Below are 22,167 nucleotides of genomic sequence, written 5' to 3'. Positions count from 1 at the left end.
CACATGAATGATTTACAGCTCGACGATTTCAAAACCAACGAAAACGCCGCCATGGTGTTGTTGGTGGACGATCAGGCGATGATCGGCGAAGCGGTGCGTCGCGGGTTGTCGAACGAAGACAATATCGACTTCCACTTCTGCTCCGACCCGCATCAGGCCATCGCCCAGGCGATCCGTATCAAGCCGACGGTGATCCTGCAGGATCTGGTGATGCCCGGCCTGGACGGCCTGAGCCTGGTGCGCGAGTACCGCAATCATCCGGCGACCAAGGACATTCCGATCATTGTCCTGTCGACCAAGGAAGACCCGCTGATCAAGAGCGCGGCGTTTGCAGCCGGTGCCAATGACTATCTGGTGAAGCTGCCGGACAACATCGAGCTGGTGGCGCGGATCCGCTATCACTCGCGCTCCTACACGATGCTGTTGCAGCGCGACGCGGCGTACCGTGCATTGCGGGTCAGCCAGCAGCAATTGCTCGACACCAATCTGGTGCTGCAACGGCTGATGAACTCCGATGGACTGACCGGGCTGTCGAACCGCCGGCATTTCGATGAGTACCTGGAACTGGAATGGCGACGTTCGCAACGTGACCAGAGCCAACTGTCGTTGCTGATGATCGATGTCGATTACTTCAAGTCCTTCAATGACAGCTTCGGCCATCTGGAGGGCGATGAAGCCTTGCGCAAGGTGGCTGAAGCGATCCGCGACGCCGGCTCTCGCCCGTCCGACCTGCCGGCCCGTTACGGTGGCGAAGAGTTTGCGTTGGTGCTGCCCAATACCACGCTGGGCGGCGCACGTCTGGTGGCGGAGAAACTGCGCCAAACCGTGGCCGCGCTGAAGATTGCGCATATTGCACCGACCGAAGGCTCAAGCCTGACCATCAGCATTGGCCTGTCCACCGTGATCCCGCAACCGGGCAGCAATTGCCGGCAATTGATCTCGGCGGCGGACAAGGGGCTGTACCTGGCGAAGAACAATGGGCGTAATCAGGTGGGGATCGAGTGAGGTAATACGCGTTCTGTAGCAGCTGCCGAGCCCGCGAGGCTGCGTTCGAGGACGAAGTCCTCGCCAAACCTGCGCATGCGGTTTGCCTGAATGAGCGAGTTGTCTGATTTTACGACGGCTGCGCCGCCGGACGCAGCCTCGCAGGCTCGGCAGCTGCTACAAGCGTTCAGCTGAAAACCATTCGTGCCTAAAGCCGCCAGGCGGGCTGCCGTGAAGGCCTGATTACGTTATACTCGCCGGCTTTCAAAAGTTCGCCAACGAGTGCTGCCCGCCATGGAAATCAACCCGATCCTTAACAGTATCAAGGACCTGTCCGAGCGCTCCGAAACTATTCGGGGGTATCTTTGACTACGATCAAAAGCATGAGCGTCTGACCGAAGTCAATCGCGAGCTTGAAGATCCGTCTGTCTGGAACAACCCGTCGTACGCTCAGGAACTGGGCCGCGAGCGCTCCTTGCTGGCGCAGATCGTCGAAACCCTCGACGAAATGCACGCCGGCCTCGCCGACGCCAAAGACCTGCTGCTGATGTCCGCCGAAGAAGAAGACCAGGCTGCCGTCGATGACGTCGCTGCCGAAGTCGAGCGCCTGCGCGAGTCGCTGGAAAAACTCGAATTCCGTCGTATGTTCAGCGGTGAAATGGATGCCAACAACGCCTACCTGGACATCCAGGCCGGCTCCGGTGGCACCGAGGCTCAGGACTGGGCCAACATCCTGCTGCGCATGTACCTGCGCTGGGCTGACAAACGCGGTTTCGACGCGACCATCATGGAGCTGTCGGCCGGTGAAGTCGCCGGGATCAAGGGCGCTACCGTGCACATCAAGGGCGAATACGCCTTTGGCTGGTTGCGTACCGAAATCGGCGTTCACCGTCTGGTACGCAAGAGCCCGTTCGACTCCGGCAACCGTCGTCACACCTCGTTCTCGGCCGTGTTCGTGTCGCCGGAAATCGATGACAACATCGAAATCGACATCAACCCGTCGGACCTGCGCATCGACACCTACCGCTCCTCGGGCGCCGGTGGTCAGCACGTAAACACCACCGACTCGGCCGTACGTATCACCCACGTACCGTCCAACACCGTGGTCAGCTGCCAGAACGAACGCTCCCAGCACGCCAACAAAGACACCGCGATGAAAATGTTGCGGGCGCGCTTGTACGAGCAGGAAGTGCAGAAACGCAACGCCGCTTCCCAGGCCCTGGAAGACACCAAGTCCGACATCGGCTGGGGGCACCAGATCCGCTCGTATGTACTCGATGCGTCGCGAATCAAGGATTTGCGCACTAACATCGAACGCAGCGACTGCGACAAGGTGCTCGACGGCGACATCGACGAATACCTGGTGGCCAGCCTGAAACAAGGCCTGTAAGCCATGCAATACCGGATCGCCTGACACCCCACGATCCCTGTAGGAGCCGGCTTGCCGGCGATCCCCGGCCGCAGGCCGGGGGCAATGAACCTGATGGAATATTTAAAGACATGAGCGACCTAGAACTCGACCCGCAAGCCCTGCAACAGGAAGAAAACTCCCTGATCGCCCTGCGCAAGGAAAAGCTTGCTGCCGAGCGCGCCAAGGGCAATGCCTTCCCGAATGACTTCCGCCGCGACAACTACTGCGATGACTTGCAGAAACAGTACGCGGACAAGACCAAGGAAGAGCTGGCAGAGGCTGCAATCCCGGTCAAGGTTGCCGGTCGCATCATGCTCAACCGTGGCTCGTTCATGGTGATCCAGGACATGACCGGTCGCATCCAGGTTTACGTCAACCGTAAAACCCTGTCCGAAGACACCCTGGCCGCGGTGAAAACCTGGGACATGGGCGACATCATTGCCGCCGAAGGCACCCTGGCCCGTTCCGGCAAGGGCGATCTGTACGTCGAAATGACCAGCGTGCGCCTGCTGACCAAGTCGCTGCGCCCACTGCCGGACAAGCACCACGGCCTGACCGACACCGAGCAGCGCTACCGTCAGCGTTACGTTGACCTGATCGTCAACGAAGACGTGCGCCAGACTTTCCGCGTGCGTTCGCAAGTGATTGCGCACATCCGCAGCTTCCTGATGCAGCGTGACTTCCTTGAAGTCGAAACGCCGATGCTGCAAACCATCCCGGGTGGCGCAGCGGCCAAGCCGTTCGAGACTCACCACAACGCGCTCGACATGGGCATGTTCCTGCGAATCGCGCCTGAGTTGTACCTCAAGCGGCTTGTTGTTGGTGGGTTTGAAAAAGTCTTCGAAATCAACCGCAACTTCCGTAACGAGGGCGTTTCGACTCGTCACAACCCAGAATTCACCATGTTGGAGTTCTACCAGGCGTACGCCGACTACGAAGACAACATGGACCTGACCGAAGAACTGTTCCGTGAACTGGCGCAGCTGGTTCTGGGCAGCACTGACGTGCCTTACGGCGACAAAGTGTTCCACTTCGGTGAGCCCTTCGTGCGTCTGTCGGTGTTCGACTCGATCCTCAAGTACAACCCTGAGTTGACCGCTGACGACCTGAACGACATCGACAACGCTCGCGCCATCGCCAAGAAGGCCGGTGCCAAGGTGCTGGGCTTCGAAGGTCTGGGCAAGCTGCAAGTGATGATTTTCGAAGAACTGGTCGAGCACAAGCTGGAACAGCCGCACTTCATCACCCAGTACCCGTTCGAAGTGTCGCCGCTGGCCCGTCGCAACGATGACAACCCGAACGTCACCGACCGTTTTGAACTGTTCATCGGCGGCCGTGAAATCGCCAACGCCTACTCCGAGTTGAACGACGCGGAAGACCAGGCCGAGCGCTTCATGGCTCAGGTCGCCGACAAGGACGCGGGCGACGACGAAGCCATGCATTACGACGCCGACTTCGTTCGCGCGCTGGAGTACGGCATGCCGCCAACGGCGGGTGAAGGCATCGGCATCGACCGTCTGGTGATGCTGCTGACCAACTCTCCGTCGATCCGCGACGTGATCCTGTTCCCGCACATGCGGCCGCAAGCGTAAGTGTTTCAATTAAAAAGCCGCCTTTTCAGGCGGCTTTTTATTGCCTGTCTGGTACAAACGTATCAATTTGTTGCTTTCATCTGAAAGGAAAGACCTGTCGTGAATCATGCAATGGCTCAAGAAGGTGCAGCGGGTATCGCCACTGCGGTCGCTGAAAGTGTTCAGTACCAGGGCCGCAAGGCCAGCCGACAGGGCAGCGAGCAGCGTCGACAGGTCATTCTCGATGCGGCGATGCGCATTGTCGTGCGCGATGGCGTGCGGGCCGTGCGTCACCGCGCGGTGGCGGCCGAGGCCGGTGTGCCGCTGTCAGCGACCACCTACTATTTCAAGGACATCGATGACTTGCTCACCGATACCTTCGCTCAGTACGTGGAGCGCAGTGCGGCGTTCATGGCCAAGCTGTGGGTGAACAACGAAGGCCTGCTGCGCGAGATGGTGGTCAGTGGCGACGGCAGCCCACAGGCGCGTTCGAAACTGGCGGACGATATTGCACGGTTGATGACGGACTATGTTCACCGCCAACTGATCAGCCGTCGCGAGCACTTGATGGCGGAACAGGCGTTCCGCCAAGAGGCTTTGTTGAACCCGCGTCTGGCGGAGTTGGTGCGCGCGCATCAGCAAATTCTTCTCCAGGGTACGCGCCAGCTTTTCGAGGTATTGGGTTCGCGTGAGCCACAAGAGGATGCCAAAGTGTTGACGGCGATTATCGGACGGATGGAATATCAGGGCCTGCTCAACGACGCCGAGCCTGTGGGTGAAGTGGAAATGCTCGGTATCCTCAATCGTTACATGCACTTGGTACTCGCGTCGGTGTGAGTTGAGCGTAGTCCCTTTAGCAGCTGCCGAAGGCTGCGTCCGGCGACGAAGTCGTCGTAAAACCTGCAACCTGTTCCTTAAGGGTTTATTCGGGATTCAGATTTTACGACTGCTTCGCAGCCGAACGCAGCCGAACGCAGCCGAACGCAGCCTTCGGCAGCTGCTACAGGACTGCGTGTGTTCATAGGGAGTGTTGAATGAAAGCCTGGCGCGTCGTGGTGATCGCCTTGTCGTTTGTGCTGCTCAGTGGCTGCCTGGTGACCTTCAAGGAGCCTCTGCCCGCAAGCGAGCCCGCGCCCAAAGGTTTGCTCGGCAAATGGACCAGCACCAACGCGTGGGGCGAGCCGATGAACCTGGAGCTGAGGCGCATCGGCGACAATCGCTATCAGGCCGTCAGCTACTTCAAGGCCAAACCCGGCGAACGTGAAGCATATCCTTTCACCGTCTCGCGTCATGGCAGCCGCTGGTATCTGTCGGCGAAGGTACCCGCCAGATTCGGCGGCCATTTCACCATTGCCGGTTTCGAGATCACGGATAAGCATGAACTTGTGGTCTACAACCTCGATATCGAGCAGATCAACCAGGCCCGCGGACAAAACGTCTTGAGCGGCGAAGGCTTCCAGACCGACGACGGCGACGGCGTATTGGTCAACAATGCGATGGATCAGGTCTTCAGCTACCTCGACGATCCGGCCAATTCCGATGTCTTCGTCGAAGCCGTGCGTTATCAGCGCTTGGCCAAAAGCAAATAAACCCAGCACATAACGGTTTTTCTACAGGAGTTACGGGTGGACGAATACCAGCAGACGATACGCATTTTGTCCGATCGCATTGTGCTGGCGCAGACGCCGATTCGCGTCCTTGATGCGGTCAAATGGGACGACAGCATCCGCCAAGGGTTCCTCAAGGCCAAGGGCAAGGAAATGCCGGCCATAGACCGCGATTACTACCTCAATCGGCCACTGTCGTTCGACTCCAGCAAAGTGAAACTGGAATTCCAGAACATCGAACGCGACATCACCCGTCAGCTCGGCCAGTTCAACCCGGTTGGCCAGATCATGCGCCGCATGTGCAAGGAATACCGGATGGTGGTGCGCATGCTTGAAGCGCGCGGCACTGAGGATTTCGGCCTGATTTCCCAGGAACTGTACGGCGCCGCCTCCGACGCGTTTCACGCCGGCGATCCGACCCTGGCTGATCTGGGGTTGATGCTTTCCGATTACTTGAACAACATCGACGGCCGCGGCGATCTCAAGGATGAGCCAAAAATCCTCACGGCCAAGGAAGCCGTGCATCTGTTGCAAACCCGATTGAACAAGGTGTTTGGCGAGGCCGAAGAGACCATTCGGGTGTTCGAGTCCGACGGGATCGTCGCCGATGCGGCAGCCGGCGCCGACTACATCAAGATCCGCGCCGATGCGATGTTCAACGATCGCGACGTGCGTGCCCTGGAAGTGCACGAAGGGCTGGTGCATGTCGGCACCACGCTCAACGGTTTGAACCAGCCGATCTGCACCTTCCTGTCCAAGGGGCCGCCGTCGTCGACGGTGACGCAGGAAGGCCTGGCGATCCTGATGGAAATCATCACGTTCGCTTCCTACCCGAGTCGTTTGCGCAAACTGACCAACCGCACCCGCGCCATTCACATGGTGGAGGAGGGCGCGGACTTCCTGCAGATCTTCGAATTCTTCCGCGAGCAAGGCTTCGAGATGGCGGAAAGCTACGGCAACGCCAGTCGGGTGTTCCGCGGTTCAGTGCCAAATGGCCTGCCATTTACCAAAGACTTGTCCTACCTCAAGGGATTTATCATGGTTTACAACTACATTCAGTTGGCCGTGCGTAAAGGCAAGCTTGAGCAGATTCCGCTGCTGTTTTGCGGCAAGACCACGCTGGAAGACATGCGCACGCTGCGTCAGTTGGTTGATGAGGGGTTGGTGGTGCCGCCAAAGTATCTGCCGGATCAGTTCCGCGACCTGAACGCGCTGTCGGCGTGGATGTGCTTCTCCAACTTCCTCAATCACCTGAGCCTGGACCGGATCGAAGCGGATTACTCCAACATCCTGTGAACAACAAGGGCCCTGTAGGAGCCGAGCTCGCTCGCGATGGCGCAATTACATTCAACATTTGTATCGCCTGACATACCGCTATCGCGAGCAAGCTCGGCTCCTACAGGTACGGTGTTCCAACCCCTGTTTTCGCGAGGTTTCAACGGATGAGATTCCTCGGCATTGTTTGCCTGCTTCTGACCTTGAGCGGTTGCAGCTCCCTGCTGTTCTACCCCGAGCCCGGTCAGCTGTTCACCCCGGAAAAAGCTCATCTCGAATACCGTGACGTCACCCTTGTCACCGCTGACGGCCTCAAACTCAATGCCTGGTGGTTGCCAGCCAAGAAAGGTGTCGAAGTCAAAGGTACGGTACTGCACTTGCACGGCAACGGGGGCAACTTGCCGATGCACCTGGGTGGGAGCTATTGGTTGCCCAAGCACGGCTATCAAGTGCTGCTGATCGACTATCGTGGCTACGGTTTGTCCGAAGGGAAGCCGAGCCTGCCAGCGATCTATCAGGACATTGACGCGGCGTTCAAATGGCTCGATCAGGCACCAGAGGTCAAAGGCAAGCCGCTGATCCTGCTCGGCCAAAGCCTCGGTGGCTCGATGGCCGTGCACTATCTGGCTCAACACCCCGAGCGCCAGAAACAACTCAAGGCGTTGGTCCTTGACAGCGCGCCCGCCAGCTATCGCAGTGTCGGCCAATATGTCTTGGGCACTTCATGGCTGACCTGGCCGTTCCAGGTGCCGTTATCCTGGCTGGTGCCGGACGGTGACAGCGCAATCAACTCGATGGAGCAGATCAAAGATGTGCCGAAACTGATCTACCACAGCATCGACGATCCGATCGTGCCCCTTTCCAACGGCATCCGACTGTATCAAGCTGCGCCGCCGCCACGCGTGCTGCAACTGACCCGAGGCGGTCATGTGCAGACGTTCGTCGACCCGGTCTGGCAGAAAGTCATGCTGCGTTATCTCGACGACCCGCAGCATTTCAACGGTCTGCGCCGCCTGGGTGAAATCCCCAATTACCCGGCACCCCCGAATTCAGAAGATGAACCACCAGAGAGCCCGCAATGAGTGAAGAACGTAACGCCATCCCAATGATCATCACCGGTATCTGCAGCATCCTCGGCACCGTTGGCGCCTTGTGGTACTACGGCTACCTGCATTTCGCCAAGCCTGAGGATGCGTTGCTGCTCAGCGACTTCACCATGCTCAAGACCGTGCCGGGCGAAGACTACAAAGTCTCCCTGGAACCGGCCGCGCAAGTGGCCCAGTGCATCGATGGCGTGCTGGTGCTGTTCGACACCGAGCAAAAAGGCCTGACCGGCGTGTTGGTCAACAACAAGAAAAAAGCCGTGCGCTGCATGGGGCAGGAAACGCCGCAGAAGCTGGAGCAGTAGGCCTTTCCAGAAGTCGCCAATAATCCATTGTGGGAGCGAGCCTGCTCGCGAATGTGATTGTTCAGTCCCATTGGTGTTGACTGACACTCCGCCATCGCGAGCAGGCTCGCTCCCACAGTTTTATATCGGTTGGATCAGTGTTTTTGCTTGTCGCTACCCGCCGATAAATCGTGCAAATGACGACGGGACAAGGCGAGAAAACGCGGCGTGGGACCGACGTCTTCGTACAGCGGATCACCTTCTTCGTCAGTGGCCACAACGGTCGAGCCTTTCACGTAGGGAAAGCTTTTTTCGAGCTCTTCCAGGGCGGCGCCGATCAATTCGCCCAGAAGCTCTTCGGGTTGGCGTTTGGGGTACATTTCAGTAATGGCCGCCAGCCGTGCGGCGGCTTCCACGTCCAGATGAATCGTGTAGCCCGTCTCGGTCAGGCGACCCTTGGCGTTTTCTTCCCAATGTTGGGCAAGTTCGCGAATTTTCATAATGACCTCAGTGCGTTCCTGCTCGTGGCAGGCCATGTCAGTGACCGGCAGTGGCCGGCGAAAGCCGTTGTGCAGCTTTCTCTTCAGACTAGCCTCTACGCACGGAGTTTAAAGTCGCTTCGTCGTTTGCTTGTAAGAACGGCTTTACGGCGGCACTCTTGGGGTCAAAGCATGATGTTCATGGCCGCCCGGATTTTTGCTGGAGAACTGCTGATGACCGATATTGATGCACGCTTGCGCGAAGACGTTCACCTGTTGGGTGAGCTGTTGGGCAATACCATTCGTGAACAGTACGGGGACGGCTTTCTCGACAAGATCGAGCAGATCCGCAAGGGCGCCAAGGCCGATCGTCGCGGCTCGATGGACGCCGAACTGAGCGCCAGCCTCAACCAATTGAGCGAAGACGAGTTGCTGCCGGTGGCGCGGGCGTTCAACCAGTTTCTCAACCTGGCCAACATCGCCGAGCAATATCAGCTGATTCACCGCCGCGAAGCCTCGCAACCCGCACCGTTCGAGGCGCGCGTGTTGCCGGAACTACTCGCTCGCTTGCGCGCTGAAGGCCACGGCGCCGACGCTCTGGCCCGGCAACTGGGGCGACTGGAGATCGAGTTGGTGCTGACCGCGCACCCGACCGAAGTCGCGCGCCGCACGCTGATCCAGAAGTACGACGCGATTGCCGCGCAATTGGCCGCACAAGACCACCGCGACCTGACCCCGGCTGAACGCGAGCAGATCCAGGCGAAATTGCAGCGCCTGATCGCCGAAGCCTGGCACACCGAAGAAATCCGCCGCACCCGTCCGACGCCGGTGGACGAAGCCAAGTGGGGATTCGCGGTGATCGAACATTCGCTGTGGCAGGCCATCCCCAATTACCTGCGCAAGGCCGATAAAGCCCTGCATGACGCCACTGGCCTGCGCTTGCCGCTGGAGGCCGCGCCGATTCGTTTCGCCTCGTGGATGGGCGGCGACCGCGACGGCAATCCCAACGTTACGGCTAGCGTCACCCGCGAAGTGTTGCTGCTGGCGCGCTGGATGGCCGCCGATTTGTATGTGCGAGATGTCGATCAACTGGCCGCAGAGTTGTCGATGCAACAAGCCAGCGAGGCATTAAAAGCCAAGGCCTTGGACAGCGCTGAACCGTATCGTGCCGTGCTTAAACAGCTGCGCGAACGCCTGCGGGCAACGCGTAACTGGGCGCACGCGTCCTTGACGACGACCACTGCGGCACCGGCCGATGTGCTGCAAAACAACCGCGACCTGCTGGATCCGCTGGAGCTGTGCTACCACTCGCTGCATGAATGCGGCATGGGCGTGATCGCCGACGGCCCGTTGCTCGATTGCCTGCGTCGGGCGGTGACCTTCGGCTTGTTTCTGGTGCGCCTGGATGTGCGTCAGGATTCGTCGCGGCACACTGCGGCCATGACCGAAATCACCGATTACCTGGGCCTTGGTCGCTACGAAGACTGGAGCGAGGACGAGCGCATCGCGTTCCTGATGCGCGAACAGAACAACCGTCGGCCGTTGCTGCCGGCGTATTTCAAACCGTCGGCGGATACCGCCGAAGTGCTCGCAACCTGTCGGGAAATCGCCGCGGCGCCCGGCGCATCGCTCGGTTCGTATGTGATCTCCATGGCCGGTGCCGCCTCCGACGTGCTCGCCGTGCAATTGTTGCTCAAAGAGGCTGGTGTGCTGCGGCCGATGCGCGTGGTGCCGCTGTTCGAAACCCTGGCGGACCTCGATAACGCTGGCCCGGTGATCGAAAAACTGTTGTTGCTGCCGGGCTATCGTTCGCGCTTGCAAGGCCCGCAGGAAGTGATGATCGGCTACTCCGATTCGGCCAAGGATGCCGGCACTACGGCGGCGGCCTGGGCGCAGTATCGGGCGCAGGAACGCTTGGTTGACATCTGCCGCGAGCAGCAAGTGGAACTGCTGTTGTTCCACGGTCGCGGTGGCACCGTGGGGCGTGGCGGCGGTCCGGCGCACGCAGCGATTCTGTCGCAGCCACCGGGTTCGGTCGCTGGGCGTTTCCGCACCACCGAGCAAGGGGAAATGATTCGTTTCAAATTCGGCCTGCCGGACATCGCCGAGCAAAACCTCAATCTGTACCTGGCCGCAGTACTGGAAGCGACCCTGCTGCCACCGCCTCCACCGGAACCGGCCTGGCGCCATTTGATGGACGAACTGGCCGCCGATGGCGTCAAGGCGTACCGCGCCGTGGTGCGTAAGAACCCGCAATTTGTCGAGTATTTCCGCCAGTCGACGCCGGAACAGGAACTGGGGCGTTTGCCGCTGGGCAGTCGCCCGGCCAAACGCCGCGCCGGCGGGATCGAAAGCCTGCGCGCGATTCCGTGGATCTTCGGCTGGACCCAGACACGCCTGATGTTGCCGGCCTGGTTGGGCTGGGAAGCCGCGTTGAGCAAGGCGCTGGAACGCGGTGAAGGCGAGCTGTTGGGGCAGATGCGCGAACAATGGCCGTTCTTCCGCACCCGCATCGACATGCTGGAAATGGTTCTGGCCAAAGCGGACGCCGACATCGCCCGATCCTACGATGAGCGCTTGGTCGAGCCGGATTTGCTTCCTTTAGGTGCGCATTTACGCGACCTATTGTCGCAGGCCTGTGCCGTGGTCCTGGGGTTGACCGGCCAGTCGCAGCTAATGGCACATAGCCCAGACACCCTTGAATTCATCCGCTTGCGCAACACCTATCTCGACCCGCTTCATCTATTGCAGGCGGAGTTGCTGGCCCGTTCGCGACAACAGGACGTGGCGCAAGGCAGCCCTGTAGAACAGGCGTTACTGGTGTCTGTGGCGGGGATTGCCGCCGGTTTGCGAAATACCGGCTAAGGTTTTTGCCGTGGGGCGAGTCACTCGGCGCGGGCGTCGGGTGCCTGTGGGCGAGGGGCTGAAAAGGTCGGGCAGGCGACAGTTAATGATGGGGTTGCGACTTGGGGCACTCCATCGAAAGGGCGAGTCAGGCGGCAGTTTCTCCGACTTTCGGCGGCTTGTGTGGGCAGGATCTGCTGTGTATCTTGATCAGCCTCTGGCCGTTTGGGCGGCCACGACCCTATTTTGAGATTGGCCCCACGAGGCGAATCTGACGTTATCCATATAAAAATTGAGGAGCACATCGATGCGCGTCATTCTGCTGGGAGCTCCCGGGGCTGGTAAAGGTACTCAGGCTCAGTTCATCACCGAGAAATTCGGCATTCCGCAAATTTCCACTGGCGACATGTTGCGTGCAGCCGTCAAGGCCGGCACCGAGCTGGGCCTGATCGCCAAGAGCGTCATGGACAGCGGTGGCCTGGTATCCGATGACCTGATCATCAACCTGGTCAAGGAACGCATCAGCCAGGCCGATTGCGCCAACGGTTTCCTGTTCGACGGTTTCCCGCGCACCATTCCTCAGGCTGAAGCCCTGGTGAAGGCTGGCGTCGAGTTGGATCACGTATTGGAAATCGACGTAAAAGACGAAGACATCGTCCAGCGTATCGCTGGTCGTCGTGTTCACGAGGCCAGCGGCCGCGTGTATCACATCGTCTACAACCCGCCGAAAATTGCCGGTAAAGACGACATCACCGGTGAAGAGCTGGTACAGCGCAAAGACGACACCGAAGAAACCGTGCGTCATCGCCTGTCGGTCTACCACGCCCAGACCGAGCCTCTGGTGAAGTTTTACCAGGAGCTGTCCGCCGCTCAAGGCAAACCGAAGTACAGCCACGTCGAAGGTGTTGGCTCGGTTGAAGCGATCACCGGCAAAGTGCTTGAAGCACTGAGCTAAAAAAACGCTTCATCTTCTACGGCCCGCTTGCGGGCCGTAGTTGTTTATACTGGCGCACTTTTTCTGACCTCTCTTACGGAAACATCGATGAGCACCTTGCTGGCCCTGGACACCGCGACTGAAGCTTGCTCCGTTGCCTTGCTGCATGACGGCAACGTCACGAGCCATTACGAGGTGATCCCGCGCCTGCATGCGCAGAAGCTGTTGCCGATGATTCAGCAATTGCTCGCCGATGCCGGGACTACCCTGCAAGCGGTTGATGCCATCGCGTTTGGCCGCGGGCCGGGCGCGTTTACCGGTGTGCGGATCGCCATTGGTGTGGTGCAAGGCTTGGCGTTTGCCCTGGATCGTCCGGTGTTGCCGGTGTCGAACCTGGCGGTACTGGCGCAACGCGCGTATCGCGAACACGGTGTGAGCCAGGTGGCGGCCGCCATCGATGCACGGATGGATGAAGTGTATTGGGGTTGCTACCGCGAAACGGCGGGGGAGATGCGCCTGGTTGGCAAAGAAGCCGTGTTGCCCCCGGAAGTGGCGGCATTGCCGGCGGATGCCAGCGGCGAGTGGTTCGGTGCGGGCACGGGTTGGGGGTATGCCGAGCGCATTGCCGTGAACCTGACCGGGCACGACGCGGGCATGTTGCCGCATGCCGAAGACCTGCTGGCGCTGGCACGTTTTGCTTGGGAGCGCGGTGAGGCGATTGTCGCGGATGAGGCTCAGCCGGTTTACCTGCGCGATAAAGTGGCGACGCCTAAGGCCCGTTGATTTCTCGCTACCGAGTTGGTCCCATCGCGAGCAGGCTCGCTCCCACAGGGGATTTGTGAACGCGGCAGATCCAGTGTGGGAGCGAGCCTGCTCGCGATGGCGGTATATCAGCCAGCGCCAATCTTCAGTTTATTGCTCCGGCTTTTAAACCTTTTCCTATTTCTGTGTTCTAGTTATCACCGAGCGGTTTGCGAAGTGGGTAGTGCGCCACTAGACTGCCATCATTGATACCGGACATGTACTCATGCGTATAGACGGCGTTTCCTCTCAGTCCTATCCCATCAAGCGCAAGCCTCGCAAAGGCCCTGTGGCGGAAGACGATTACATCGATATCGACGGTGAGCTGGAAACTCCCTCCGAAGAGCAAATGGCTGCCCGTGCTGCCAAAGCCTCTGCGCAACGCCTGAGCAATCTCCCGGCTCGTCAGCAAGACATGATCTACCAGCGCGCCATGAGCAAAAGCGTCGCCACGGCTCTGGCCAGCTACCTGAGCACGGCCAGTTTTGTCGATTGGGATACGGATGTGCTGGGCCTCGACCTGTACATCTGATGCGGCTGCCTTACTACCTCGGCTGTCCGTCCTGGAGTGAAAACGCCTGGCGTGATTATCTCTATCCGCCCGACGCGAAACCCGCCGAATTTCTAAATCTCTATACCCAAATATTCAACGCCGTAGAAGGCAATACGACCTTCTACGCGAGCCCGGCTGCCACCACGGTGCAGCGTTGGGCTGAAGCCATGCCCGAACACTTTCGTTTTACGGCCAAGTTCCCTGGTGACATCAGCCACGGCGGTGACCTGCGCGAGCAACTGACCGCCGCCGAAACCTTCGTGCAATTGCTCAGCCCCTTGGGTGAGCGGGTTTCGCCGTTGTGGCTGCAATTGTCGAAAAGCTTCACGCCGCAACGATTGCCCGAACTGGCCGCTTTCATTGATGCGCTGGAGCGGCCGTTGGCCGTCGAGGTGCGCCACGACGCGTTCTTTGCCAAGGGTGATGCCGAGCGAATGTTCAATCGCCTGCTGCTGGATCGCGGTGTCGAGCGCATCTGCCTCGATCCGCGCGCGCTGTTTAGCTGCACGTCTACCGATTCGTCAGTACTCCACGCCCAATCGAAAAAGCCCAAAGTACCGCCGCGTCCGGCGGCGTTCACTCAGTTCCCGCAAGTGCGTTTCATCGGCCATCCCCTGCTGGAAGCCAACGATCCGTTTCTGCTGCCGTGGGTCGAGAAAATCGCCGCGTGGATCGAAGAGGGCCGCACGCCCTACATCTTCCTGCACACCGCCGACAACCTGCTGGCTGCCAAACTGGCGCAACGCTTTCACGCACAACTGATGCTGCGTTTGCCTGGCCTGCCGCCGCTACCTGAGCTATACAGAGAACCCGCAGCGGAGCAACTTGGCTTGCTCTGAGGCGGATTCGTTCCCCTTTTCAGGAGCCTGCCAATGGATGCGCAAACCCTTCGAGCCCAGGCGTTCAAAGCACTGCACGAACGCGACGGCGCTTTTGTCATTCCCAACCCGTGGGACGCCGGCTCGGCGAAGATGGTCGCCAGCCTGGGGTTCGAGGCGCTGGCGACCACCAGCGCCGGTTACGCCTTTTCCAATGCACGCCCCGACGGCGCGATGACCCTGGACGATACGCTGGCGAATGTTCGGGCGATTGTCGCAGCGACGAATCTGCCGGTGGCGGTGGATCTGGAAAACGGTTTTGCCGACGACCCTGCCGAGTGCGCCCAGAGCATTTTGCGCGCGGCGGAAGCCGGCGCTGTCGGCGGTTCTATCGAAGATGCCACGGGCCGTGAAGCGGCGCCGATCTACTGCTTCGAACATGCCGTGGCGCGCATTGAAGCGGCAGTGGTGGCGGCGCGCAGCTTGCCGTTCCCCTTCATGCTGACTGCGCGAGCCGAGAATTATCTGCACGGCAATCCCGATCTCGCCGACACCATCCGCCGCTTGCAGGCGTTTGCCGAGGCAGGTGCCGACGTGCTCTATGCGCCGGGGCTGCGCAGTGCTGAAGAGGTGTTGGCGGTGGTCCGTGCTGTGGCGCCCAAACCGGTCAATGTGTTGATGTCAGGCGGGCTCAAGCTCACGGTCGAGCAGTTGAGCGAAATGGGCGTCAAACGCATCAGCGTCGGTTCGGCGCTGGCCCTGGCGGCGTATGGCGAGTTTTTCCGCGCGGCCGAAGAGATCAAGACCTCGGGCACCTTCGGGTTTACCTCGCGGTCCATGCCGTACGCGAAGGCCAATCAACTGTTCAAAGGCTGACGATGCGGTTTCGCTAAGGGTTACGCAGCGATGCGCAGGTTTTGCAGAACGATCGGGCGCGCCCAGCCGTTATCGAAGTCGAGTTGTTTCTGTTGTTCCACCAGCTCTTGGGGGGAGAACGGCGGGAAGGGTTTGTCCAGCAGGTCCAATTCGAATTCGGCGATCGGCAGGTGCAGCGGACGCGGTTGCGGCGCCGGGCCGGCTTGCGGCACAGGTTGGCCGGCGGTGAGCACGATTGGGCGGACCCAGCCGCTTTCGAAGTTTTGTTGTTTTTGCTGAGCGACGATTTCTTCCGCCGGGAACGGTGGGGCCGGTTTGTCGGCCAGGTCCATTTCGAACTCGGCAATTGGCAAAAACAGCGGCTCGGGCGGGCGAACCACGGTTTCTGTCACGTTGCATTCGCGCTGGGAGACGATGTGCGCCAGCAGCTCGCTGCCAACCATCGGTTCGACCGGGCTGTTGAGATCGACCGGTGGAAATTTGAGCGACTCTGGTACCCCATCACCCGGCTGATCGGCCAGCGCCCGGGCAAAAAAATCTTGCCACAGGTGACTGACACCGCCCAGCGCTTGGGTATTTCGCAGGTTGTAATCGCCATAGGGCGAGATAAAACCTGTGATTGTGGGGTGAAAGTCTGACATTTCTCTCGGTCGACGCTCAGCTCTGGCAAAATGCCCGTTAGTTTTGTTATCGGCCGTTTTTGCCGATCATTAATTTTTTGAGCGTGTTTTCCGATGACTGATCAACCGGCAGTTTGCCGCATCCATGTCGAGGCCCTGGGCACGACCTTTCAGCCACAAGCCGAGCAATGGGCCGAGCGCCTGGGCTTGCCGTTGCAGGTGGATGACGGCGAATTTGCCTTGCAGGTCGGCGAGCAGGGTTTGCAGTTGCAACAGCTCGGGGCTGATGCGCCGGGGCCGGTGCGGGTGGATTTCGTCGAAGGCGGGGCGGCGCATCGCCGGTTGTTCGGTGGCGGAACGGGGCAGATGATCGCCAAGGCTGTTGGCATCGCGCAGGGCGTGCGTCCGCGTGTTCTGGATGCCACGGCGGGGCTGGGCAAGGATGCGTTCGTGCTGGCGAGCCTGGGCTGCGAGATGAGCCTGATCGAGCGTCAGCCGCTGATCGGCGCCTTGCTGGAGGATGGCCTGGCGCGCGGTGCGGAAGATTTCGATGTGGCGCCGATCGTGGCGCGGATGAAATTACTCAAGGGCAACTCAATCGAGGTGATGCGCAATTGGGAAGGGGAGCCGCCGCAGGTGATCTACCTCGACCCGATGTTTCCCCATCGTGAGAAAACCGCGTTGGTGAAAAAGGAAATGCGCCTGTTCCGGCCATTGGTGGGTGATGACCCGGATGCGCCAGCACTGCTGGAAGCCGCGTTGGCGTTGGCCAGTCACCGGGTAGTGGTCAAGCGCCCGCGCAAGGCACCGTGCATTGCCGGGCCCAAGCCGAGCCATGCGCTGGATGGCAAATCCAGCCGGTATGACATTTATCCGAAAAAAGCGCTGAAGCCTTGAAACCGAGTTGCCTTCATCGCGAGCAGGCTCACTCCCACAGGTCAGTCGCTGACCCTGTGGGAGCGAGCCTGCTCGCGATGGGGCCAGACCAGACAAGCCAAATCTATCAAGCTGTCTCTGGCCGATAAGCCCGCATAAACAACTCCACCACTTCCCGCACATGTTCCTCGGCCGCATCCCCGGTCACCGGCTCGCCGCAGCCATACAGCAACCGAAAATTCCCCGCGCCCTTGAGCAGGCAAAAGAAATGCTCGGCTGCATTGCGCGGTTTATCGATGCTCAACACACCGCTTTGATCAACCTTGGCCAGCAACCGCTCCATGCCATGCAGCATGCGTTGCGGCCCGGCCTCGAAGAAGATCAGCGAGAGTTTCGGGTCCTGGCTGCCGAGGGTGATCATCAGACGGTGCAGGTTCACCGATTCGTCGCTGTTGATCAGCTGATGAAAGCCATGCGCGATGTTCAGCAACACCGTTTCCACCGCAATGCCGTCCGGCAATTCGAAAAACAGCGGTGGCAGTTGCTCTTCACACTTGGCGACAACGGCGGCGGAGAACAGCGTCTCCTTGTCGTTGAAGTGGCTGTAGACAGTCAGTTTCGACACGCCAGCCTCAGCCGCCACGGCATCCATGCTGGTGTTGGCGTAACCATTGCTCAAAAACAGAATTTTCGCCGCATCAAGGATGGCCTGGCGCTTGGCCAGATCCTTGGGACGGCCCGGACCATTGGGTGCTGAAAGTTTGTTCGACATTCTTCGCTTTAATACTGGACTGGTGAGTTTGCTATTAATACCATACTGGTCAGTATAATTACTCCAAGCACCATTAGCGAAAGGTCGTTCACCATGTTCCGCTATGCCTTGCACCTCGCGTTGCCAGTCAGCCTGGCGTTTTTATTGACTGCGTGTGGTCACGAAGAGGCGCCTCAAGTCACCATTCGCCCGGCCATGGTGGTGCAGCCAGAGCCTTCGGCGCAGGCGATGGAAAGCTATCCCGGGGAAGTGCGGGCTCGTTATGAGCCGGACCTGGCGTTTCGCATTGGCGGCAAAGTCAGCCGACGACTGGTCGAAGAAGGGCAGCGGGTCAAGGCTGACCAGCCTCTGGCAGAGCTCGATCCACAGGACGTGCGCCTGCAACTGGAAGCCACCCGCGCCCAGGTCGCCGCCGCCGAGGCCAACCTGAGCCTGGTGCGCGCCGAGCGGGATCGCTACAAGACCCTGATGGATCGTCAGATGGTCAGCCATTCGCAGTACGACAATGCCGAAAACCTTTACCGCTCCGGTGAAGCACGCCTCAAGCAAATCAAAGCCGAATTCAATGTCTCGACCAATCAGGCGAGTTACGCGGTGCTGCGCGCGCCTCAGGATGGCGTGGTGGCCAAGCGGGCCGTGGAAGTCGGGCAAGTGGTGGCTGCCGGGCAAACCGTGTTCACCATTGCGACCGATGGCGAACGTGAAGTATTGATCAGCCTGCCGGAACAGAGCTTCGGCCGCTTCAAGGTCGGTCTGCCAGTGCTGGTAGAACTCTGGAGCCAACCTGATCAGCGCTTTGCCGGACGCATCCGCGAACTGTCGCCTGCCGCCGATCCAAAATCGCGCACCTTCGCCGCTCGCATCGCGTTCACCGCCGGCAAAGTCCCGGCGGAACTCGGCCAAAGCGCCCGGGTGTTCATCCAGACCGCAGAAACTATCGCGTTGTCGGTGCCTTTATCGGCCATCACGGCAGAAAACGGTGCGACGTACGTTTGGGTGCTCGGCGCCAACAACACCTTGAAGAAAGCCCCGGTCCGCATCGGCGCCTTCGGCGAGAAAACCGTGCCGGTGCTCGAAGGCCTGAACGCCAGCGACTGGGTCGTGGCAGCCGGTGTTCATGTGCTGCATGACGGGCAGCAAGTGCGTCCGGTGGATCGCTCCAACCGCGCGGTCAATCTGGCGGACAAGGAGTAATTCCCGATGGGTTTCAATCTTTCCGAATGGGCGTTGCGTAATCGCCAGATCGTACTGTTCCTGATGCTCCTGCTGGCCGTTGTCGGCGCACTTTCCTACACCAAACTCGGCCAAAGCGAAGACCCGCCATTTACCTTCAAGGCGATGGTAATTCGAACCAACTGGCCGGGTGCCACGGCTCAGGAAGTGTCGCGCCAGGTCACCGAGCGCATCGAAAAGAAGCTGATGGAAACCGGCGAGTACGAGCGCATCGTCTCGTTCTCCCGTCCGGGGGAGTCCCAGGTAACGTTTATCGCGCGCGATGCCATGCACTCGGTGGACATTCCCGAGCTCTGGTATCAGGTCCGCAAGAAGGTCAGCGACATCCGTCACACCTTGCCACCGGGCATTCAGGGGCCGTTTTTCAACGATGAATTCGGCACCACTTTCGGCAACATCTATGCACTGACCGGGGACGGTTTTGATTACGCGGTGTTGAAGGATTACGCCGACCGCATCCAGATCCAGCTGCAACGGGTCAAGGATGTGGGCAAGGTCGATTTGCTCGGGTTGCAGGACGAGAAAATCTGGATCGAGCTGTCCAACGTCAAACTCGCCACCCTTGGCTTGCCGTTGGCTGCCGTGCAACAAGCGCTTGAAGAACAGAACGCAGTGTCGACAGCCGGGTTCTTCGAAACCACCAGCGAGCGATTGCAGCTGCGGGTCTCGGGGAATTTTCAGACCGTCGATGAGATCAAGAACTTCCCGATCCGCGTCGGTGATCGCACGTTCCGCATTTCCGATGTGGCTGACGTTCGCCGTGGCTTCAACGATCCGCCCGCGCCGCGCATGCGCTTCATGGCCGAAAACGCTATAGGTCTGGCCGTCGCGATGAAGGGCGGCGGCGATATTCTGGTGTTGGGCAAGGCGCTGGAAATCGAGTTCGACCGCATTCAAAAAAACCTCCCGGCCGGCATGCAGCTGCGCAAGGTATCGGATCAGCCTGCCGCGGTGAAAACCGGGGTCGGCGAGTTCGTTCAGGTGCTGGTCGAAGCCTTGGCAATTGTGTTGCTGGTGAGCTTCTTCTCACTCGGCGTGCGCACCGGCATGGTGGTGGCGCTGGCGATTCCGCTGGTGTTGGCGATGACCTTTGCCAGCATGTATTACCTGGGGATAGGCCTGCACAAGATTTCTCTCGGTGCGCTGGTGCTGGCGCTAGGGCTGCTGGTGGACGACGCGATCATCGCCGTGGAAATGATGGCGATCAAAATGGAGCAGGGCTTCGACCGCGTCAAGGCGGCCAGTTACGCCTGGACGAGTACGGCATTCCCGATGCTCACCGGTACGCTGATCACTGCCGCCGGCTTCTTGCCGATTGCCACGGCGCAATCGAGCACCGGCGAATACACCCGCTCGATCTTCCAGGTGGTGACCATCGCCTTGTTGGCCTCGTGGGTGGCTGCGGTGGTTTTTGTGCCGTATCTGGGGGAAAAGCTCCTGCCGGATCTGGCGAAGATTCATGCCGCCAAACATGGTACGGGTCAGCCCGATCCTTACGGTACACCGTTCTATCAACGTGTCAGACGTCTGGTGGAGTGGTGCGTGCGGCGGCGCAAAACCGTGATCGTGCTGACGATCATGATGTTTATTGCCTCGGTGGCGCTGTTTCGCTTCGTGCCGCAGCAATTCTTCCCGGCGTCGGGCCGGCTGGAGTTGATGATCGATTTGAAACTGGCCGAAGGCGCGTCCCTGAGCAACACCGCCAATGAAGTTAAACACCTTGAAAGCCTGTTGAAGGATCGCGCCGGTATCGATAATTACGTGGCCTACGTTGGCACCGGTTCACCGCGTTTTTACCTGCCGCTCGATCAGCAACTGCCGGCGGCGAGCTTCGCGCAGGTTGTGGTCCTGGCCAAGACCATCGAGGATCGCGAAGCCCTGCGCACCTGGCTGATCGAAGCCCTCAACGAACAATTCCCGGCCCTGCGTGCGCGGGTCACGCGTCTTGAAAACGGCCCGCCAGTAGGCTACCCGGTGCAGTTCCGCGTGACCGGTGAACACATCGACGAAGTCCGCGCACTGGCCCGTAAAGTGGCGGCCAAGGTTCGCGAGAACCCGCATGTGGTCAATGTGCACCTGGACTGGGAAGAGCCGAGCAAAGTTGTGTACCTGAACGTCGATCAGGACCGCGCCCGGGCGCTTGGCGTGAGCACGGCGAACCTGTCGAAGTTCCTGCAAAGCTCGCTGACCGGTTCCAGCGTCAGCCAGTACCGCGAAGACAACGAGTTGATCGAGATCCTGTTGCGCGGCACCTTGCACGAGCGCACCGAACTGTCGTTGCTGCCGAGCCTGGCCGTGCCGACCGATAACGGCCGTAGCGTTGCACTGTCGCAGATTGCCACGCTGGAATACGGCTTCGAAGAAGGCATCATCTGGCACCGTAATCGCCTGCCCAACGTGACCATCCGCGCCGACATCTATGGCAAGGAACAACCGGCAACGCTGGTGCAACAGATCATGCCGACGCTCGATCCGATTCGCGCCGAATTGCCGGACGGTTACTTGCTGGACGTCGGCGGCACGGTCGAAGACTCCGCTCGCGGACAGAACTCAGTGAAGGCCGGTGTGCCGCTGTTCATCGTGGTGGTGCTGACGCTATTGATGCTGCAACTGCGCAGTTTCTCCCGCACGGTGATGGTGTTTCTGACCGCGCCGCTGGGGCTGATCGGCGTGACGTTGTTCCTGCTCGTGTTCCGTCAGCCGTTCGGTTTTGTCGCCATGCTCGGGACCATCGCGTTGTCCGGGATGATCATGCGTAACTCGGTGATCCTGGTGGACCAGATCGAGCAGGACATCGCGGCAGGCCTCAAGCCCTGGCAAGCGATTATCGAGGCGACCGTGCGCCGCTTCCGTCCGATTGTGTTGACCGCGCTCGCGGCGGTGCTGGCGATGATCCCCTTGTCACGCAGCGTGTTCTTCGGGCCGATGGCGGTGGCGATCATGGGCGGGTTGATTGTGGCGACGGCGCTGACGTTGCTGTTCTTGCCGGCGCTGTATGCGGCGTGGTTCAGGGTCAAGAAAGAGGCGGTCTGACTTCCTACATGTATTTCAGATCCCTCTGATATTGAGTCAGGGGGAGCTGAATGCTGTACTCAAGGCTCAGTTTCACGAGTTTTTGAGACAGTA

20 protein-coding genes are annotated in these 22,167 nt (G+C 59.8%); 17 read left to right on the top strand and 3 right to left on the bottom strand.

The features are described from left to right. The first annotated feature begins 3 nt into the window (after positions 1-3). The 8 genes from KGB06_RS03860 to KGB06_RS03825 all read left to right on the top strand — a co-directional run bounded on the left by KGB06_RS03860 (position 4) and on the right by KGB06_RS03825 (position 8,256). Positions 4-1,005, top strand: a complete 1,002-nt coding sequence (locus KGB06_RS03860) for a diguanylate cyclase domain-containing protein (RefSeq protein WP_223511978.1) — start codon at positions 4-6, stop codon at positions 1,003-1,005. A 273-nt stretch (positions 1,006-1,278) separates the two neighbouring features. Further along, positions 1,279-2,374, top strand: a protein-coding gene (gene prfB, locus KGB06_RS03855; RefSeq protein WP_192417889.1) for a peptide chain release factor 2 whose coding sequence is annotated in 2 segments (ribosomal slippage) — positions 1,279-1,350 and positions 1,352-2,374 — 1,095 coding nt in all. Because the reading frame shifts where the segments join, the coding sequence is not laid out codon by codon here. A gap of 110 nt (positions 2,375-2,484) precedes the next feature. After that, a complete protein-coding gene (gene lysS / locus KGB06_RS03850; protein WP_223511977.1) occupies positions 2,485-3,987 on the top strand; it encodes a lysine--tRNA ligase in 1,503 nt (500 codons plus the stop codon). Between the two features lie 99 nt (positions 3,988-4,086). Further along, positions 4,087-4,803, top strand: a complete 717-nt coding sequence (locus KGB06_RS03845; protein WP_223511976.1) for a TetR/AcrR family transcriptional regulator — start codon at positions 4,087-4,089, stop codon at positions 4,801-4,803. A gap of 197 nt (positions 4,804-5,000) precedes the next feature. Continuing rightward, entirely contained in the window at positions 5,001-5,555 is a 555-nt protein-coding gene (locus tag KGB06_RS03840) for a hypothetical protein (protein ID WP_223511975.1), read from the top strand. 36 nt (positions 5,556-5,591) lie between these two features. After that, positions 5,592-6,869: a flavohemoglobin expression-modulating QEGLA motif protein gene (locus tag KGB06_RS03835; protein WP_223511974.1), complete on the top strand. Its 1,278-nt coding sequence runs from the start codon at positions 5,592-5,594 to the stop codon at positions 6,867-6,869. Between the two features lie 146 nt (positions 6,870-7,015). After that, positions 7,016-7,930, top strand: coding sequence for an alpha/beta hydrolase (locus KGB06_RS03830; RefSeq protein WP_223511972.1), 915 nt, complete (start codon positions 7,016-7,018; stop codon positions 7,928-7,930). Continuing rightward, positions 7,927-8,256 carry a hypothetical protein gene (locus KGB06_RS03825; RefSeq protein ID WP_223511970.1) on the top strand — a complete coding sequence of 110 codons (330 nt, stop codon included), beginning with the start codon at positions 7,927-7,929 and terminating at the stop codon, positions 8,254-8,256. The genes KGB06_RS03830 and KGB06_RS03825 overlap by 4 nt, the downstream gene beginning before the upstream one ends. A gap of 134 nt (positions 8,257-8,390) precedes the next feature. Here the strand turns inward: KGB06_RS03825 and KGB06_RS03820 are convergent, their stop codons facing one another. Then, positions 8,391-8,735 carry a pilin assembly protein gene (locus KGB06_RS03820; RefSeq protein ID WP_223511968.1) on the bottom strand — a complete coding sequence of 115 codons (345 nt, stop codon included), beginning with the start codon at positions 8,733-8,735 and terminating at the stop codon, positions 8,391-8,393. A gap of 213 nt (positions 8,736-8,948) precedes the next feature. Here KGB06_RS03820 and ppc point away from each other — a divergent pair, with 213 nt between their 5' ends. The 6 genes from ppc (at position 8,949) to KGB06_RS03790 (ending at position 15,540) form a co-directional block, all read left to right on the top strand. Then, a complete protein-coding gene (gene ppc / locus KGB06_RS03815) occupies positions 8,949-11,579 on the top strand; it encodes a phosphoenolpyruvate carboxylase (RefSeq protein WP_223511966.1) in 2,631 nt (876 codons plus the stop codon). A 286-nt stretch (positions 11,580-11,865) separates the two neighbouring features. Further along, positions 11,866-12,513: an adenylate kinase gene (gene adk, locus KGB06_RS03810; RefSeq protein ID WP_223511964.1), complete on the top strand. Its 648-nt coding sequence runs from the start codon at positions 11,866-11,868 to the stop codon at positions 12,511-12,513. A gap of 87 nt (positions 12,514-12,600) precedes the next feature. Next, positions 12,601-13,275, top strand: a complete 675-nt coding sequence (tsaB, locus tag KGB06_RS03805) for a tRNA (adenosine(37)-N6)-threonylcarbamoyltransferase complex dimerization subunit type 1 TsaB (RefSeq protein ID WP_223511962.1) — start codon at positions 12,601-12,603, stop codon at positions 13,273-13,275. Between the two features lie 244 nt (positions 13,276-13,519). After that, positions 13,520-13,825, top strand: a complete 306-nt coding sequence (locus KGB06_RS03800) for a hypothetical protein (RefSeq protein WP_223511960.1) — start codon at positions 13,520-13,522, stop codon at positions 13,823-13,825. Further along, positions 13,825-14,685, top strand: coding sequence for a DUF72 domain-containing protein (locus tag KGB06_RS03795; protein WP_223511958.1), 861 nt, complete (start codon positions 13,825-13,827; stop codon positions 14,683-14,685). The genes KGB06_RS03800 and KGB06_RS03795 overlap by 1 nt, the downstream gene beginning before the upstream one ends. Before the next feature lie 33 nt (positions 14,686-14,718). Continuing rightward, a complete protein-coding gene (locus KGB06_RS03790) occupies positions 14,719-15,540 on the top strand; it encodes an oxaloacetate decarboxylase (protein ID WP_223511956.1) in 822 nt (273 codons plus the stop codon). Between the two features lie 20 nt (positions 15,541-15,560). Here the strand turns inward: KGB06_RS03790 and KGB06_RS03785 are convergent, their stop codons facing one another. Beyond that, the gene (locus KGB06_RS03785) at positions 15,561-16,181 is read right to left on the bottom strand and encodes an energy transducer TonB (protein WP_223511954.1); all 621 of its coding nucleotides are present in this window, start codon (positions 16,179-16,181) and stop codon (positions 15,561-15,563) included. A 93-nt stretch (positions 16,182-16,274) separates the two neighbouring features. Between KGB06_RS03785 and KGB06_RS03780 the strand changes: the two genes are divergently transcribed. Next, entirely contained in the window at positions 16,275-17,057 is a 783-nt protein-coding gene (locus tag KGB06_RS03780; protein WP_223511952.1) for a class I SAM-dependent methyltransferase, read from the top strand. A gap of 106 nt (positions 17,058-17,163) precedes the next feature. On the opposite strand, the gene KGB06_RS03775 is transcribed toward KGB06_RS03780, so the two are convergent. After that, positions 17,164-17,808: a TetR/AcrR family transcriptional regulator gene (locus KGB06_RS03775; protein ID WP_223511951.1), complete on the bottom strand. Its 645-nt coding sequence runs from the start codon at positions 17,806-17,808 to the stop codon at positions 17,164-17,166. A gap of 93 nt (positions 17,809-17,901) precedes the next feature. Here KGB06_RS03775 and KGB06_RS03770 point away from each other — a divergent pair, with 93 nt between their 5' ends. Then, a complete protein-coding gene (locus KGB06_RS03770; RefSeq protein WP_223511949.1) occupies positions 17,902-19,002 on the top strand; it encodes an efflux RND transporter periplasmic adaptor subunit in 1,101 nt (366 codons plus the stop codon). Between the two features lie 6 nt (positions 19,003-19,008). Next, entirely contained in the window at positions 19,009-22,074 is a 3,066-nt protein-coding gene (locus tag KGB06_RS03765) for an efflux RND transporter permease subunit (RefSeq protein ID WP_223511947.1), read from the top strand. Positions 22,075-22,167 lie beyond the last annotated feature (93 nt).

The sequence above is a fragment of the Pseudomonas sp. GL-B-19 genome, assembly GCF_019956415.1.
GTDB lineage: Bacteria > Pseudomonadota > Gammaproteobacteria > Pseudomonadales > Pseudomonadaceae > Aquipseudomonas.
The sequence above is the reverse complement of the archived record's forward strand: the minus strand, read 5'-3'. Positions and strand labels throughout refer to the sequence as shown.

Excerpts from the sequence above, each read along its gene's own strand:
- KGB06_RS03860 (WP_223511978.1), top strand. The coding sequence starts at position 4 with ATGAATGATTTACAGCTCGACGATTTCAAAACCAACGAAAACGCCGCC.
- lysS (WP_223511977.1), top strand. The coding sequence starts at position 2,485 with ATGAGCGACCTAGAACTCGACCCGCAAGCCCTGCAACAGGAAGAAAAC.
- KGB06_RS03840 (WP_223511975.1), top strand. The coding sequence starts at position 5,001 with ATGAAAGCCTGGCGCGTCGTGGTGATCGCCTTGTCGTTTGTGCTGCTC.
- KGB06_RS03830 (WP_223511972.1), top strand. The coding sequence starts at position 7,016 with ATGAGATTCCTCGGCATTGTTTGCCTGCTTCTGACCTTGAGCGGTTGC.
- KGB06_RS03825 (WP_223511970.1), top strand. The coding sequence starts at position 7,927 with ATGAGTGAAGAACGTAACGCCATCCCAATGATCATCACCGGTATCTGC.
- KGB06_RS03820 (WP_223511968.1), bottom strand. The coding sequence starts at position 8,735 with ATGAAAATTCGCGAACTTGCCCAACATTGGGAAGAAAACGCCAAGGGT.
- ppc (WP_223511966.1), top strand. The coding sequence starts at position 8,949 with ATGACCGATATTGATGCACGCTTGCGCGAAGACGTTCACCTGTTGGGT.
- adk (WP_223511964.1), top strand. The coding sequence starts at position 11,866 with ATGCGCGTCATTCTGCTGGGAGCTCCCGGGGCTGGTAAAGGTACTCAG.
- tsaB (WP_223511962.1), top strand. The coding sequence starts at position 12,601 with ATGAGCACCTTGCTGGCCCTGGACACCGCGACTGAAGCTTGCTCCGTT.
- KGB06_RS03800 (WP_223511960.1), top strand. The coding sequence starts at position 13,520 with ATGCGTATAGACGGCGTTTCCTCTCAGTCCTATCCCATCAAGCGCAAG.
- KGB06_RS03795 (WP_223511958.1), top strand. The coding sequence starts at position 13,825 with ATGCGGCTGCCTTACTACCTCGGCTGTCCGTCCTGGAGTGAAAACGCC.
- KGB06_RS03790 (WP_223511956.1), top strand. The coding sequence starts at position 14,719 with ATGGATGCGCAAACCCTTCGAGCCCAGGCGTTCAAAGCACTGCACGAA.
- KGB06_RS03785 (WP_223511954.1), bottom strand. The coding sequence starts at position 16,181 with ATGTCAGACTTTCACCCCACAATCACAGGTTTTATCTCGCCCTATGGC.
- KGB06_RS03780 (WP_223511952.1), top strand. The coding sequence starts at position 16,275 with ATGACTGATCAACCGGCAGTTTGCCGCATCCATGTCGAGGCCCTGGGC.
- KGB06_RS03775 (WP_223511951.1), bottom strand. The coding sequence starts at position 17,808 with ATGTCGAACAAACTTTCAGCACCCAATGGTCCGGGCCGTCCCAAGGAT.
- KGB06_RS03770 (WP_223511949.1), top strand. The coding sequence starts at position 17,902 with ATGTTCCGCTATGCCTTGCACCTCGCGTTGCCAGTCAGCCTGGCGTTT.
- KGB06_RS03765 (WP_223511947.1), top strand. The coding sequence starts at position 19,009 with ATGGGTTTCAATCTTTCCGAATGGGCGTTGCGTAATCGCCAGATCGTA.